Origin of the sequence: Brevundimonas sp. NIBR11 (assembly GCF_027912535.1) — a bacterium.
Taxonomy (GTDB): Bacteria; Pseudomonadota; Alphaproteobacteria; order Caulobacterales; family Caulobacteraceae; genus Brevundimonas.
In genome coordinates, this window is sequence record NZ_CP115465.1 from 1842459 (window position 1) to 1856623 (window position 14165).

15 protein-coding genes are annotated in these 14165 nt (G+C 67.5%); 6 read left to right on the forward strand and 9 right to left on the reverse strand.

Annotation, left to right across the window (positions count from 1 at the left end):
- The first annotated feature begins 10 nt into the window (after positions 1 to 10).
- Genes O5O43_RS09390 through O5O43_RS09400 form a run of 3 tightly spaced genes read left to right on the forward strand, consistent with a single transcriptional unit; the run spans position 11 to position 1871 of the window.
- A complete protein-coding gene (locus O5O43_RS09390; RefSeq protein ID WP_271083629.1) occupies positions 11 to 382 on the forward strand; it encodes a DUF423 domain-containing protein in 372 nt (123 codons plus the stop codon).
- Positions 383 to 410: 28 nt separating this feature from the next.
- Entirely contained in the window at positions 411 to 1385 is a 975-nt protein-coding gene (gene pip, locus O5O43_RS09395; protein WP_271083630.1) for a prolyl aminopeptidase, read from the forward strand.
- Positions 1386 to 1421: 36 nt separating this feature from the next.
- The gene (locus tag O5O43_RS09400; protein ID WP_271083631.1) at positions 1422 to 1871 is read left to right on the forward strand and encodes a hypothetical protein; all 450 of its coding nucleotides are present in this window, start codon (positions 1422 to 1424) and stop codon (positions 1869 to 1871) included.
- A 142-nt stretch (positions 1872 to 2013) separates the two neighbouring features.
- Here the strand turns inward: O5O43_RS09400 and rodA are convergent, their stop codons facing one another.
- From rodA to O5O43_RS09440, 8 genes are all read right to left on the reverse strand, one after another.
- Positions 2014 to 3165: a rod shape-determining protein RodA gene (rodA, locus tag O5O43_RS09405; RefSeq protein WP_271083632.1), complete on the reverse strand. Its 1152-nt coding sequence runs from the start codon at positions 3163 to 3165 to the stop codon at positions 2014 to 2016.
- Positions 3162 to 5177 carry a penicillin-binding protein 2 gene (gene mrdA, locus O5O43_RS09410; protein ID WP_271083633.1) on the reverse strand — a complete coding sequence of 672 codons (2016 nt, stop codon included), beginning with the start codon at positions 5175 to 5177 and terminating at the stop codon, positions 3162 to 3164. The genes rodA and mrdA overlap by 4 nt, the downstream gene beginning before the upstream one ends.
- Entirely contained in the window at positions 5174 to 5692 is a 519-nt protein-coding gene (locus O5O43_RS09415) for a hypothetical protein (protein ID WP_271083634.1), read from the reverse strand. The genes mrdA and O5O43_RS09415 overlap by 4 nt, the downstream gene beginning before the upstream one ends.
- On the reverse strand, positions 5689 to 6756 hold the full coding sequence (gene mreC / locus O5O43_RS09420) for a rod shape-determining protein MreC (RefSeq protein ID WP_271083635.1): 1068 nt from the start codon (positions 6754 to 6756) through the stop codon (positions 5689 to 5691). Before mreC ends, O5O43_RS09415 begins: the two co-directional genes overlap by 4 nt.
- Positions 6757 to 6892: 136 nt before the next feature.
- Positions 6893 to 7933: a rod shape-determining protein gene (locus tag O5O43_RS09425; protein WP_013269710.1), complete on the reverse strand. Its 1041-nt coding sequence runs from the start codon at positions 7931 to 7933 to the stop codon at positions 6893 to 6895.
- Positions 7934 to 8170: 237 nt separating this feature from the next.
- Entirely contained in the window at positions 8171 to 8788 is a 618-nt protein-coding gene (locus O5O43_RS09430) for a glutathione S-transferase N-terminal domain-containing protein (RefSeq protein ID WP_271083636.1), read from the reverse strand.
- Between the two features lie 24 nt (positions 8789 to 8812).
- Complete coding sequence (locus O5O43_RS09435) at positions 8813 to 9532, reverse strand: VTT domain-containing protein (RefSeq protein WP_271083637.1); 720 nt, start codon at positions 9530 to 9532, stop codon at positions 8813 to 8815.
- Positions 9533 to 9558: 26 nt separating this feature from the next.
- On the reverse strand, positions 9559 to 10623 hold the full coding sequence (locus tag O5O43_RS09440) for a hypothetical protein (protein WP_271083638.1): 1065 nt from the start codon (positions 10621 to 10623) through the stop codon (positions 9559 to 9561).
- Between the two features lie 113 nt (positions 10624 to 10736).
- Here O5O43_RS09440 and O5O43_RS09445 point away from each other — a divergent pair, with 113 nt between their 5' ends.
- Together O5O43_RS09445 and O5O43_RS09450 are read left to right on the forward strand one after the other, a co-directional pair.
- Positions 10737 to 11942, forward strand: a complete 1206-nt coding sequence (locus O5O43_RS09445) for a pyridoxal phosphate-dependent aminotransferase (protein ID WP_271083639.1) — start codon at positions 10737 to 10739, stop codon at positions 11940 to 11942.
- 100 nt (positions 11943 to 12042) lie between these two features.
- Entirely contained in the window at positions 12043 to 12234 is a 192-nt protein-coding gene (locus O5O43_RS09450) for a hypothetical protein (RefSeq protein ID WP_271083640.1), read from the forward strand.
- On the opposite strand, the gene O5O43_RS09455 is transcribed toward O5O43_RS09450, so the two are convergent.
- On the reverse strand, positions 12227 to 13210 hold the full coding sequence (locus tag O5O43_RS09455; protein WP_348637158.1) for a polyprenyl synthetase family protein: 984 nt from the start codon (positions 13208 to 13210) through the stop codon (positions 12227 to 12229). The genes O5O43_RS09450 and O5O43_RS09455 overlap by 8 nt on opposite strands.
- Before the next feature lie 269 nt (positions 13211 to 13479).
- On the opposite strand from O5O43_RS09455, the gene O5O43_RS09460 reads away from it, so the two are divergent.
- On the forward strand, positions 13480 to 14139 hold the full coding sequence (locus O5O43_RS09460) for a methyltransferase (RefSeq protein WP_271083642.1): 660 nt from the start codon (positions 13480 to 13482) through the stop codon (positions 14137 to 14139).
- Positions 14140 to 14165 lie beyond the last annotated feature (26 nt).

Below are 14165 nucleotides of genomic sequence, written 5' to 3' on the forward strand. Positions count from 1 at the left end.
GGCTCGCCCCATGCTCTGGAATCGGAACCTGGCCGTCTTCGCGGCCTTCAACGGCGCGATGGCGGTCGCGGTCGGCGCCTTCGGGGCCCACGGCGCGGGGCCTCAGATCAAGAGCCTGTTGACGACCGGCGCCTCGTACCAGCTGGCCCACGCCTTGTTCGGCCTGATCTGCTCGGCCCTGCCGGTCGGCGGGCGGATTGCGGCGGTGGCCGGATGGCTGGCTGCGGCGGGCGGGCTGATCTTCTGTCTCGCCTTGGCCTTGCTGGGCCTGCTCAGCCTGCCGGCGCTCGGCGCGGTCGCCCCGATAGGCGGCGTGCTGATGATCGCCGGGTGGGTCACTCTGGCCTTTGCCGCGCTTCGGTCACAATCCGTAAACGCCTGACCTCCTATCTGAAAGCTCCGACCACTGCATGGCCTTCCCCTTGACCGAGACGCCCCGCCGCGAGCTTTACCCCGAGCTCGAGCCCTTCGCGTCCGGATGGATGCAGACCGACAGCGTCCACGAGATCTATTACGAGGAATGCGGCAATCCGCAGGGAAAGCCCGTGCTGGTGCTGCACGGCGGGCCTGGGGGCGCGGTCAATCCGGGGATGCGGCGGTATTTCGATCCGGCCATCTATCGCATCGTCCTGTTCGACCAGCGCGGCTGCGGCAAGTCTCGGCCGAACGCGTCGCTGGACGACAACACGACCTGGACTCTGATCGACGACATCGAGCGGCTGCGCGAGCGGTGCGGGATCGACAAATGGGTCGTGTTCGGCGGCTCCTGGGGTTCGACCCTCTCCATGGCCTACGCCATCACCCATCCGGAACGGGTGACGGCCCTGGTGCTGCGCGGCATCTTCCTGCTGACCAAGAAGGAGCTCCACTGGTTCTACCAGGAGGGCGCCTCGATGATCTTCCCGGACGCCTGGGAGCGGTTCGTCGCTCCTATCCCGGAGGATGAGCGTCACGACCTGATGGGCGCCTACTACAAGCGCCTGACCGGGACCGACAAGGAAGAGCGCGAGCGCTGCGCCATCGCCTGGTCCAGCTGGGAGGGCGAGACGGTTAGCGTCGAGGGCCCCTCGGCCCGTCCCGACAAGTTCGCCGAGCCCGACTTCGCCGTGGCCTTCGCGCGGATCGAGTGCTGGTATTTCGTCAACGGCGGCTTCTTCCCCGAGGAAGGCTGGCTGCTGAAGAACATCGGCCGGATCCGCCAGATCCCGACCTGGATCGCTCAAGGGCGGTTCGACGTGGTGACGCCCATCACCTCGGCCTGGGCCCTGCATCGCGCCTTCCCGGAGGCGAAGCTGGATATCGTTCCCGACGCCGGCCACGCCTCGACCGAGCCCGGCATCATCGACAGCCTCGTCCGCGCCACCGACTGGGCCGCTACGGTCTAGGGCGGAACCGAGGCCGCTGCGCTGCGTAAGCTGTGCATGGCGGCCAAGCTCAAGGTCTTCACCTGGTCCGACGGTTTTCACGCCTTCACGGTGGCGGCATCGTCACGCCCAAAGGCGCTGGAGGCCTGGGGCGCGAGCCAGGACCTGTTCAAGACCGGCCTTGCCCATGAGGTCACGGAGGGCGCGGATCGCGACGCCGCACTCGCCTCCCCCGGCGCGGTGATCTCGCGCGGCCTGTCGGTGGATGTGGGCAAGGCGGAGACAAGGAAACCAAGGCCGTCGAACGCAAAGGCCAAGGCGAAACTCAAGGCGCTGGAGGCCGAATTGGACACGCTCGACGCCGAGCAGGCGATGGCGGTTCAGTCGATAAACGATCGGATGGCCGCCCTGGAGGTGGAGCGGACGCGCTTGGCGGCAGACCATGACAAGGCTCGCAAAGCCATGCTGGCAAAGGTGAAAATGGCCCGTTCGTCCGTTTCGTCATGACAGGGAACAGGGTGACGAAACATGACGAAACGGACGAAATGTCGTTCCGCGCTAAACGTTTCAAAGACCCGCTAGGGATATTGGGAGCACCCTTATGGGACGCAAGCCCAAAACGAGAATAAATTCTCCCCTTCCCCACAAATCAGATCAGGCCGTGGCCCTTGGGCAGTTCCGTGTAGCGGTGCACGCGCGTGGCCATCACCAGGCCGAACCCGATCATCACCGTCAGCATGACCGTGCCGCCGTAGCTCAACAGTGGCATCGGCACCCCAACCACCGGCGCCAGGCCCATGACCATGGCCGCGTTGATCAGCACATAGAGGGCGAAGGTGCAGGTCACGCCGGCTGCGCCCATCCGGCCGAAATGGCTGTGCGATAGGGAGGCGATGCGGAAGGCGATCAGGATGATGGCCAAATAGCAGAGGATGATCGAGAAGGAGCCGACGAAGCCGAACTCCTCCGACACCGCCGCGAAGACGAAGTCCGTCTGCTTCTCCGGCAGGAACTCCAGCTGGCTCTGGCTGCCGAGGCCGTAACCCTTGCCCAGCAGACCGCCAGACCCGAGCGCGATCTTGGACTGGGTGATGTGATAACCGGTGCCGGACGGGTCGCTCTCGGGCGACAGGAAGGTCAGGACGCGGTCGCGCTGATAGCCGTGCATGCCGAACATGACGTAGCCCGGGATGGCGACCAGGGCGGGGATGGCCACGGCGGCAATCACCTTCCAGTCCAGACCGGCGATGAACATCATGGCCGCGCCGGTCAGCCCGATCAGCATGGCGGTGCCGAGGTCGGGCTGGTGCGCGACCAACAGGAAGGGCGCGGCGATGATGCCGACCGGATAGATGAGCTTCCAGCTGAACCGGGCGTCCTTGGCCGAGGCGCCGTGGTAGTAGCGGGCAAGCGCCAGCACCACGCCGATCTTCATGATCTCCGAGGGCTGGAAGCTGATCGGCCCGATCTCCAGCCAGCGGGTCGCGCCCATGCGCGTGTCCCCCGCGACCTCGACCGCGACCAGCAGCAGGAGGGCCACAGCGTAGAGGGGATAGGAGGCGGCGAACCACCAGCGCAGCGGCACGAGCGACAGGCCCAGCATGAGGAGCAGGCAGAAGCCGAAGCGGACGACGTGGTTGAAGGCCCAAGGCTCCCACGAGCCGCCGGCGACCGAATACATCATCGCGCCGCCCATGCCGCCTACGAGGCAGAGCAAGGCCGCGAACCGCCAGTCGATCTGGCCGATCTTGACCGGCAGGCGGTCACGCTCGCCGGGACGGGTCAGGGCCGAGGCGGTCATTGAGGATCCGCCAGATAGGGGCGCGGGCCGGTGGTGGGGCGCGGCGCGGCGGGCGCGTCCTGCCGGGTCGGCGGCGCGACGGCCGGCTCGGGCGCGGCGCCGATCTCGCCCTCGTCCAGCTGCGGCCCGGTGGCCTCTGGCGGCGGCGGACGGGTGATCCGGTCACGCATCTCGGGGTCCTTGAGCAGGACCGTGCGCATGACCTCGCGGGCGCGCGGGGCGCCGGCGGTGCCCCCGCCCCGGCCGCCATGCTCGATGATGACGACCACGGCGTAGCGCGGCGCATCGACGGGAGCGAAGGCGATAAAGAGGTTGTGGTCCTTCTGCGCCCAAACGTTCGACTTGCGAGAGCCGGAGCCGTAGTTGCGGGTCTGGGCCGTACCGGTCTTGCCGGCCATCTGTATGTCGCCGAGGCCGAGCTGCGACTGGCGGTAGGCGGTGCCGGAGCGGTCATTGGCCACGGCGATCATCCCGCCCCGGACGATGTCGAGGTGTTCGGCGCTGAACGGCAGGTCAGGGACCTCGGCGCCCGAGGGGCGGTCGACCCCGCCCACCGACTTGATCAGGCGCGGCTGGATCGCCTTGCGTCCATTGGCGAGACGCGAGGTGTAGACGGCCAGTTGCAGGGCGTTGACGGTCACGGCGCCCTGGCCGATGGCCACTGAGGTCGTCTCGCCCGGATGCCAGACGGGGTCGCGCGGGAAGGTGCGGCGCTTCCACTCCGTGGATGGCAGCATGCCCTTGCGCTGGTTATCGACGCCGATGTCGAACTCGTGCTCGAAGCCTAGCTTCATGGCGGTGTCGCGGATCATGTCGACGCCGGCGCGGTTGCACATCGTGTAAAAATAGATGTCGCAGGAGTTCTTGATCGCGTTGTGCATGTCCTGCGAGCCGTGACGGCCCCAGCACCGCTGGCCGGTGCGGAAGACGCCCGAACAGTTCACGCGATCCGCCGGATTGACCCCCGCCGCCAGGAGGGCCAGCGCCGTCGCCGGCTTGAAGGTCGAGCCCGGCGGGAAGGTGCCGTTGATCGTCTTGTCCAGCAGGGGCTTGCGCTCGTAGTCGGCGAGCGCGCGATAGGTACGGGTCGGCACGCCCGAGACGAACAGGTTCGGATCGAAGGCCGGGGCCGACATCATGCACAGGATGTCGCCGTTCCGGACGTCCATGACGACACAGGCGCCTGATTCGTCGCCGAACACCTCCAGCGCACGGTTCTGGACGTCCGCGTCCAGCGTCAGGACGACGTCCTTGCCCGGCACGGCGGGACGAGAGCCGCCGATATCCTCGGCCACGACGCGGCCGCGGGCGTCGACCTCCACCCGGTTGCCGCCGGCCTCGCCGCGCAGGTCCTTATCCAGCGCCTTCTCGACGCCCGAACGGCCGATGCGGAAGCCGGGGTTGAAGAGAATCTGGGGCGGTTCCTCGCCCTTGTCGCGGATCGCCTTGATGTCGCGGTCCGAGACCTTGGCCACATAGCCGATCACGTGGGCGAAGGCGCCAGTGAACGGGTAGTAGCGGGCCTCGTTCATGTCGGCCATGACGCCCGGCAACTCGGGCGCATAGAGGTTGACCTTGGCGAACTCCTCCCAGCTCAGGTCGGACTTGACCGGCACGGGGGTGAAGCGGGGGGCGGCGTTGACGTCGCGGATGATCGACCGGCGGCGATCGAGGGTGTCGGGCAGGAGGCGACCCAGGAGGTCGAGCGTCTGATCCAGGTCCTTGGTCTCATCGCGCACGACCAGGACGCGAAAGCTGGGGCGATTGCCGGCGATGGTGACGCCGTTGCGGTCCAGGATGCGCCCGCGCGGAGGCGGCACGAGGCGGAAGTTGAACTGGTTCTGGCTGGCGAGGGTCGAATATTCCTGGGCCTGCACGACCTGCAACTGGGCCAGGCGGACGGTCAGGGCGGTGACGCCCAGCGTCGTCAGGCCGCCGATCACGAAGGTGCGACGCAGGAACGAGCCCTGACGCTCGTTGACGTCCGAGAAGAAGATGGAGGGTTCGCTCATCTGAACCGCACGTCGCCGTCATCGAACCGCTGGATCATCCAGTCGGCCACAGGGAAAAGAAGCAAGGTCGGCACGACCTGCCCGATCAGGGAGAGCAGGCTGGGCGCCCGGCCCGCATCCAGTGTGACGATCAGATACGCCACAACAAAGGCGGCGAGAACGCAGAGGCCGTACCAGACGAACAGGATCTGGGTCTCCTGCCCGGCCAGAAGGTTCCGAGACGCCAGGACGACCCCATAGACGCTGAGCAGACAGAGCGGCCACAGGCCCAGCGTTCCGCCCCAAAACATGTCGAGGAACAGGCCCAGGGCGAACAGCACGGCCGGAGCAACCATGGACGGGCGGATCAGCGGCCAGGCGAAGGCCAGGATCAGCGGCAGGACGGGCTCGGGCAGCTTCAGCCCGAAGAGCTCGACCGGCGTGGCCAGAAGAACCGTCAAGGCGATCGAGATCAGGGCGGGATAGAGGACCCACTGGGTCGGCCCGACCACCCGGATGGTGACCGGCCGTCTCACTCGGCCGGCCGGGGCTGGGCCGGCGGAAGAGCAGCCGGCGCGGTCCGTGTCGGCGCGGGTGCGGGAGGCGCCGGAGCCGTGGGCGCGGGTGCAGCGGCGGCCGCAGCCCTGTCACGACGGGCGGCGGCGTCGCCGATGGCGGCGGCAGCCTCGGCCGTGGGGGCCGGGGCGGCGGCCAGACCGGCCAGCGGCGGGGCGTTCAGGGCCTCGGGCGAGACCAGCTGGCCGAAGTCCTGGAACAGCAGGACGCGGACGTAATCGACCGCGCCCCGGTCGCTGAACAGCTTGACCCGCCAGGAGCCGTCGATGCCGCGCGCGGCGACGCCGATGGGCAGGCCGCGGGGGAAGCCGCCACCGTCGCCCGAGGTCAGGATGCGGTCGCCGGCCTGGACCGAATCCTGGCCGCGCACGAACTCCAGACGGGGATTGCCCGACCCGTCGCCGGTCAGCATGGCGCGGGCGTCGGTGCGATCGATCAGGACCGGGGTGCGGGAGGCCACGTCAGTCAGCAGCAGCATCCGGCTGACCCCGCCGGTCGCGCCGACGATACGGCCGACCAGACCGTCCTCGTTGATGACCGGATTGCCGATCCGCACGCCCGACGACGTGCCTGCGTCGAGCAGTCGAGCATTGATGAAGGGGCCGCGCGATTCCGAGATCGAGCGCGCCGTGGCCATGGCGACCGGGGGCTCGGTCCGCAGGCCCAGCATGGCCTCGTAACGGCCGTTGACGTTCTTCAGCGCGATGGCCTGGTCGCGCCAGGGGCGGAGCTCTTCCAGCTCGGCGCGCAGGCGGCGATTCTCCGACACGGCGAAGAAATAGCCCTTCACATAGTCGGTGGCGGCGCCCGCCCAGCGGACGGGCCAGGCCAGCAGGCCGTTGACGGGCCCTGCGCCCGCATCGAAGCCCGCGCGAACGGGGCCGTAGGCGTCGCCCTCCATGTCATGGCGGCGATCCGCCAGGATCATGACGATCGAGGCGATGATGGCGACCACGGTCACGACCGCGGCGGTCCACGCCAGCGGCACCTTCAACGACTCGAACGGTCCGTCGCGAAACGCCACGGCCTAGCCTTCCAACAGAGAGAATCGGCGGGACGCCCCCCGCCGCTTTGTGCAGCCTATCGCAAATACCAGGCCACTTTGAAACCGGTGATTGGGCCGCAATCACAAGGATTTGCGGCCCCGCTTCGACTTGGGCTCAGAGCGCCGAGTCGAGCACGCCCTTCATCCAGCGCGGATGCTCCAGCACGCGGCCGCAACCGATGGCGACGCAGGACAGCGGATCGTCGGCGACCGAGACCGGCAGGCCCGTGTGATCGCGGATCTCGGCGTCCAGGCCACGGAGAAGAGCGCCACCGCCCGTCAGCATGATGCCCTTGTCGGCGATGTCTGCGGCCAGTTCCGGAGGCGTGGCTTCCAGGGCGACCTTCACGGCGTCGATGATCTGGGAGACGGGCTCGGCCAGGGCTTCGGCGGCCTGGCGTTCCGAGATGCGGACCTCGCGCGGCACGCCCTGCATCAGGTCGCGGCCCTTGACCTCGATCGACAGGCCTTCGCCGTCGGCGGGGATGCGGGCGGTGCCGATGTCCTTCTTGATGCGCTCGGCGGTCGTCTCGCCGATCAGCAGATTATGGTTGCGACGCATATAGCTGATGATCGAGTCGTCCATCTTGTCGCCGCCCACGCGGACCGACCGCGAATAGACGATGCCCGACAGCGACAGCACGGCCACCTCGGTGGTGCCGCCGCCGATGTCGACGACCATGGAGCCGGTCGGCTCGTGGATCGGCAGGCCGGCCCCGATCGCGGCCGCCATCGGCTCGTCGATCAGGCCCACGCGGCGGGCCGAGGCGTTCAGGCAGCTGTCGTTGATCGCGCGGCGCTCGACGGCCGTAGCGCCCGACGGCACGCAGACGATGATCTTGGGGTTCACGAAGCCCTTGCGGTTATGAACCTTGCGGATGAAGTGCTTGATCATCTCTTCGGCGACTTCGAAGTCGGCGATGACCCCGTCGCGCATCGGACGGATGGCTTCCATGTGGCCCGGGGTGCGGCCCAGCATCTGCTTGGCCTCGATGCCCACGGCGTGGACGATCTTCCGACCACCGACGTTCCTGAGGGCGACCACGGACGGTTCGTTCAGAACAATACCCTTGCCCTTCATGTAGATCAGGGTGTTGGCGGTCCCGAGGTCCATGGCGATGTCATTGGAGATAGCGCCGAAGAGGGAGAAGCTCATGGGGGTCGAATACCGTTCGGTTGGGGCCTTCAAGGCGCTGCAGTTCGACCGGCTTCAGCGACGCCCCATCCGAACCGTATCCCCATACGTCACGGATTTCCTGATCGTCCTCGCCTGACCGGCCGTGCGCCCGTTTGCCCGCATGGGCAGGCGAATACAAGCCCCGATGCCGCTTGAAAGGTCGCAGCCGATCACGAGCAAGTTACGGCTGCGCTTGGGTTTCAGCGTGATGCCGGGTCAGACCGGCGCGATGCCCTCGGCCGCCAGCACCCGCTGGACCGCCGGTCGCGCCTGCACGCGATCCAGATGGTCGTTGAGCCGGGGGAAGCGGGTCTTGTCCAGCAATCCTGACTGCCTCGCCCAACGAGTGAACACGGACAGATATCCATCGGCCACCGTGTATTCTGCGCCCATCGCCCACGGCCCCTTGAACAGATGGTTCTCGGCCAGGTCGAACTTGCCGAGCGCAAGCTCGACCTGGTCGGCGCGCGCCTGACCCTCCAGGGGTGGGCGGCTGAACAGGACCCTGCCGATAGCCGGATGCAGGGATGAGCCGAGCCAACCGTTGAGCGACTGCATCTTGCCGAAGTTGAAGCTGGAATCGTTGTCGGCCAGGTTCGCCTCCGGATGGGTCTGGGCGACATAGCCCATGATGACCAGGTTCTCGGTCAGGACGCCTTCGTTGGTGACCAGGGCCGGGGTCGAGCCGGCCGGATTGATGGCCAGATACTCCGGTGTCTTCTGCTCGCCCTTCTTCAGGTCGACCGCCACGATGTCGTAATCGGCGCCCGCCTCTTCCAGAGCGATGTGCGACGCCATCGCGCAGGCGCCGGGCGAATAGTAGAGTTTCAGCATAGGACGCTCCTCTTCGTTGTCGCTTCAATCGGCTGCGCCGCCCGCGCGTTCCCGGCGCTTCACCAGTTCGCGTACGCCCAGCATCAGGCCCACGAAAACCACCGCCACGCCCGCGAGGATCAGCGAGGTCCAGACGCCGTCGCCGCTGACCGCCGCCACCACCGCCCCGCCGAAGAAGGCGACCAAGGCGGTCTTGGGCAGGACGCCGAGGGCGCAACCGGCGAGGAAGGCCCCGAAGTTCGCGCGCGTTGCGCCGAACGCCATGTTGACGACGATAAACGGCGCCGAGGGGACGTTGCGGATCATGAAGCTGGCGTAGAAAGCGTTCTTGCCGACGAACCGCTTCAACCGATCTAGGGGCGATCCGCCCAACCGGTCCAGCATCCGGGCGGTCGGACCGCGTCCCAGCCAATAGGTCACCCCTGCCGAGGCCACCGTCGCGGCCCAGCTGTAGAAGAAGCCCAGCGACGGCCCGAAGGCGACGACGCAGGCGGCGATCAGGATGAACTGTGGCGCGCCGATGAAGGCCGAGACCACGAACAGGACCACGGTCGCGACGAAGGCCCAGGGGCTGCCGCGATAACCCTGCAGCCAGCCTTCGAGGTTCTCCTCGGCCGCCAGCCCGAACTGGCTTTTGCCCAGAGCCAACAGGCCGAGGGTCGCGCCTAGCAACAGGGCCGCCGCCAGCGCGGTGCGCCAACGCCGGCCCTCCATGTTCAGGATGAAGTCGAGGATGGGCTTCATGCAGGGTCGCATACCAGTCGGAGCGCCTAGTCGGAAACTTGATCCGCCACGGCCGGGACACTCCATTCGATCATTCGGGGCGCGCCGTCTGGAGAAACCGTCCAGGTCTGAGTGAAGGGCGTGGAGTTGGTCACGAAGGGCGAGCCGGTGTTCAGAAGGCCGTGAACCGTCACGCGCAGCCCATCGCCCGAGCCTCGGAGAATGCGGATCCATCTCGGGCCCAAGGCGCCTCCTCGAATAGCCGCTTCGATCGCGTGCGGGCCGACGAGCGCCGGCGCGTCGCCGACGATCAGGCGAGCGTCGGCGTCGTAGAGGGCGGCATCGATCGGGCGGTTCAGGTGACCTTCGACGCCTATGTTCAGAGCTTCCAGGACGGGGATTGCGGCGACAGGATCGGGTCCATCGAGCTTAAGACAGGCCTTCAATCGGCCGAGCCCGTGACCATACAGTTCGAGCGGCAGATGCCCGCACGCCGGAAAAGCAGCGGCGGTCATCTCCCAGATGGCCGAGGTCTGGCGGAAGACGGGATCGGCCTCGCAGCTGGGGGGCGACCACCGCTCGACCCGTCCGTCGACAATGACCTCCACGACGGTCGTTGGTACATCGACGCACGGAGGCGGCGGAGGCGGCCCGCCCGAGTCCGGCGTCAAGGGCTGTACCGGCGCTCGTGGCGGACGGTCCCTCGCGACCGTCACGATATCGTCGGTTGCGCGCCAACCGCTCTCCCAGATCGCGCGGGACAGAACCGCGACATGGCCGTCGGCGTGGATGGTCCTCGCTTCGACCAGACCTTGGCGGGGGTGTGCGCCTGCTGGGCGGCTGATCGCCGTGACGGTGGGCCAGATGTTGCCGAAGGCGTCGTAGCGGAAGATGCGGATGCCTGAGTACCCCTGCTCCGCCAGCTTCTCCGCCGAGGGCACATCCAGTCTGGTCAAAAGGTCGGCGCGGACCCGGGTTGAACAGTCCTCCCACGACACATCGCTAGTGCAGAAGGCGACCCGTTGCGGTTCCTGCCGACGCTGGGCCTCGGCGGTTTGCGGCAGGGACGCCATGACGAACGCGACCGCCGAAGCGACAACCATCGGACGCATCACTTCCCTCCATGCCTACTCAGACTTGATCTAGCATAACGCCGTGGGTCAGTCGCGTTGCCCCGCCTTTCGCGACTGCGTAAGAAACAGCGCCGCTCTCCCCGGGAATCGTCATGTCGCAGCTGCAATCCACCGCCCTCGCCCGCGTCCAGCCGTCCGCCACCCTCGCGGTCACGGCCAAGGCTCGCGAGCTGAAGCGCGCCGGGCGCGACGTGATCAGCCTGGGCGCGGGCGAGCCGGACTTCGATACCCCGGAGAACATCAAGGCCGCCGCCATCGCCGCCATCCAGCGCGGCGAGACGAAATACACCGACGTCGACGGCACGCCCGAGCTGAAGGCCGCCATCGTAGCCAAGTTCGAGCGCGAGAACGGTCTGACCTACACGCCGGCCAACGTGCACGTCGCCTCGGGCGGCAAGCCGGTGATCTACAACGCCCTGGTCGCCACCCTGAATGCAGGCGACGAGGTGATCGTGCCAGCGCCCTATTGGGTCAGCTATCCGGACATGGTGCTGCTGGCGGGCGGGGAGCCGATCTTCGTCACAGGCGAAGAGTCCGACGGCTTCAAGCTGCGTCCCGAGGTGCTGGAGGCCGCGATCACGCCGCGCACCAAGTGGCTGATCCTGAACTCCCCGTCGAACCCGACCGGCGCTGCCTATACCAAGGCCGAACTGGACGCGCTGGCCGATGTGCTGCGTCGTCATCCTCAGGTCTGGATCCTGACGGACGACATGTACGAGCACCTGACCTACGGCGACTTCGAATACACGACGATCGCCCAGGTGGCGCCGGACCTCTACGACCGCACCCTGACGGTCAACGGCGTGTCCAAGGCCTACGCCATGACCGGCTGGCGCATCGGTTATGCGGGCGGGCCCAAGCCCCTGATTGACCTGATGCGCAAGGTCGCCAGCCAAACGACGTCGAACCCGTCGTCGATCTCTCAGGCCGCCGCCGTCGAGGCGTTGAACGGGCCGCAGGACTTCATCGCCGAGCGCGGTCGGGCCTTCGAGCGCCGTCGGGACCTGGTGGTGTCGATGCTGAACCAGGCCAGCGGCATTCGCTGTCCGAATCCGGAGGGCGCCTTTTACGTCTATCCGTCGATCGAGGGGCTGATCGGCAAGACGACCGAGGGCGGCGTGGTGATCGACACGGACGAGACCTTCGCCTCAGCCCTGCTGGAGGCCGAGGGCGTGGCCGTGGTGCATGGCGAGGCGTTCGGCCTGAGCCCCTATTTCCGCATCAGCTACGCCACGTCGGAATCGGTGCTGGAGGACGCCTGCGCCCGCATCCAGAGGTTCACCGCCTCGCTACGCTGAGTAGAAACTCGCAAAAGCGGGTGTATTCGTTCGCGGAGGGGTCACCCGTCTGTCATCCTTTACTCCAACGGCTCGAGTCGAAGCCGGTGGAGGACATGCGGTGACGGGCCTCGAGGAGCGCAAAGACGGCCAGGTCCAGGACGCTGAACGAAAAGCGCCAGACGTCACGGAGCGCGGCCTGTCGTCGGGCTTTGTCCGCTCCCTCACCCTGATCCTGATCGGCGCCACGATCGGCGTCTTCTGGCGCGAGGTCTTTCAGCTGACGATCCGGGCGGTCGAAGCCCTCAGGTAGCCCGGCTGACGGCGAAGTCCGCAAGGCCTTCCAGCGCGGTGCGCCACGGACTGGCTGGCAGGACCGACAGCGCTGCCTTGGCCGCATCGGCGTATTCGTCCGCGGCTTCCAGCGTCGAAGCCAAGGCGCCCGTGCCGATGATCAGCTCACGCGCGCGGCGGAAATCATCTTCTGTCCGCTCGCCCTTGGTGATCGTGCGTTCCCAGAAGGCATCCTCGCGACCGCGCGTGCGGGCGACGGCCAGCAGCAGCGGCAGGGTCGCCTTGCCCTCCCGGAAGTCATCGCCGGCGTTCTTGCCGAGCTTTTCGGACGAGCCGCCGTAGTCGAGGGCGTCATCCGCCAGTTGGAAGGCCAGACCCAGGTTGAGGCCGAAGGCGCGGACGGCGGAAGTCGTCTTCTCGTCCGCGCCGATGCCGACAGCGCCCGCTTCCGCGGCGGCGGCGAACAGTTCGGCCGTCTTGGCCGAGATAATCCGGAGGTAGGTCACCTGATCCAGATTCAGGTCGTGGGCGCGGGTCAGTTGCAGCACTTCGCCCTGGGCGATCACGCTGGAGGCCTGGGCCAGGATGCCGAGTGCGCGCAACTGGTCCGTCTCGACCATCAGTTCGAAGGCGCGGGCGAACAGGAAGTCGCCGACAAGCACGCTGGTGGCCGAACCCCAGATCAGGTGGGCCGCGACCTTGCCACGACGCCGCTCCGACCCGTCGACCACGTCGTCGTGCAGCAAGGTTGCGGTGTGGATGAACTCGACCGAGGCGGCCAGCTTCACCGGATTGGCCAGATCGACATCGGGCGAGGCCACGGTGGCGGCGCGGGCGGCGGCGATGGTCAGGAGCGGACGCAGGCGTTTGCCGCCGGCGGCGACGATGTGCTCAGCCAGAAGGGGGATGACCGGCACGGGCGACTGCATACGCTCGACGATCAACGCGTCGACAGCGGCCATGTCGTCCTTGGCCAGTGCGACCAGGGCGTCCACGTCGCCTTGGGCCCGGGGGCCTTTGGCGCGGGGAGCGGTCAGGGTGACGGCGTCCAACGGAAAACTCTCTCAAAATCACGATGCGCCGGGGAGATCGCATCGCACAGGCGTCGCGGCGTCTTGCGGCATCGCGCTCGCGCGGACAATGGTGACCCCGCCATAAAGGGTCAAGCCGCGTGACCGTCGCATCCTCGCCGTCGCCTATCGCCAATTCCCTGTTAGGTGGCAGGGTCAGCCTTATTCAGCCTGCGCAAGGCTATCGTGCGGGCATGGACGCCGCCCTGCTGGCCGCCGCCGTGCCCGCCCGGCCGGGCGAACGAGTGCTGGAAGCCGGATGCGGCGTGGGCGGGGTCCTGACCCAGATCGCGGTTCGCCGCCCGGGCGTTCTAATGACGGGCGTGGAGCGGGATGCGGTCCCGGCCGGTCTGGCTGGCGAAAACGCCGCGCTGAACGGGCTGTCGGAGCGGATGGAGGCGATCAACGCCGACATCGCGAGGGGATTCGCCGCGCTGGCCCGGCCGCGTTTTGACTGGACGATCTCCAATCCGCCCTTCTTCGATGACGAGGCAGCGTTGCGGGCGCCCGCGGCGGCCAAGCGCGGGGCGTGGATCGCCGATGACGGGCTGGGGGTATGGGTCAAGTTTCTGACTGAAGGCGTCAAGGATGGAGGCCGGATCGTCGTCATCCATCGGGCGGATCGTTTGGCCGATCTGCTGGCTTTGCTCGGCGAGAAATGCGGGTCGTTTGCGATCCGTCCGGTGCAGCCCTATGCCGACCAGCCGGCGAAACGGGTGCTGGTGCAGGCGATCCGATCGGGCAAGGCGCCGTTGCGGCTGCTGCCGGCTCTGGTTCTTCACGACCGGTCGGGGGCCAAGCATGCCCCCGAGGCCGAGGCGATCCTGAGGGGTGAGGCGGCTCTGGAGTGGTGACCGGCCTGCCGTCGCGCTAAGAGGCC

Coding starts and splice junctions, on each gene's coding strand:
- O5O43_RS09390 (WP_271083629.1), top strand. CDS start 11: ATGCTCTGGAATCGGAACCTGGCCGTCTTCGCGGCCTTCAACGGCGCG.
- pip (WP_271083630.1), top strand. CDS start 411: ATGGCCTTCCCCTTGACCGAGACGCCCCGCCGCGAGCTTTACCCCGAG.
- O5O43_RS09400 (WP_271083631.1), top strand. CDS start 1,422: ATGGCGGCCAAGCTCAAGGTCTTCACCTGGTCCGACGGTTTTCACGCC.
- rodA (WP_271083632.1), bottom strand. CDS start 3,165: ATGACCGCCTCGGCCCTGACCCGTCCCGGCGAGCGTGACCGCCTGCCG.
- mrdA (WP_271083633.1), bottom strand. CDS start 5,177: ATGAGCGAACCCTCCATCTTCTTCTCGGACGTCAACGAGCGTCAGGGC.
- O5O43_RS09425 (WP_013269710.1), bottom strand. CDS start 7,933: ATGAGCTTCTCCCTCTTCGGCGCTATCTCCAATGACATCGCCATGGAC.
- O5O43_RS09430 (WP_271083636.1), bottom strand. CDS start 8,788: ATGCTGAAACTCTACTATTCGCCCGGCGCCTGCGCGATGGCGTCGCAC.
- O5O43_RS09435 (WP_271083637.1), bottom strand. CDS start 9,532: ATGAAGCCCATCCTCGACTTCATCCTGAACATGGAGGGCCGGCGTTGG.
- O5O43_RS09440 (WP_271083638.1), bottom strand. CDS start 10,623: ATGCGTCCGATGGTTGTCGCTTCGGCGGTCGCGTTCGTCATGGCGTCC.
- O5O43_RS09445 (WP_271083639.1), top strand. CDS start 10,737: ATGTCGCAGCTGCAATCCACCGCCCTCGCCCGCGTCCAGCCGTCCGCC.
- O5O43_RS09460 (WP_271083642.1), top strand. CDS start 13,480: ATGGACGCCGCCCTGCTGGCCGCCGCCGTGCCCGCCCGGCCGGGCGAA.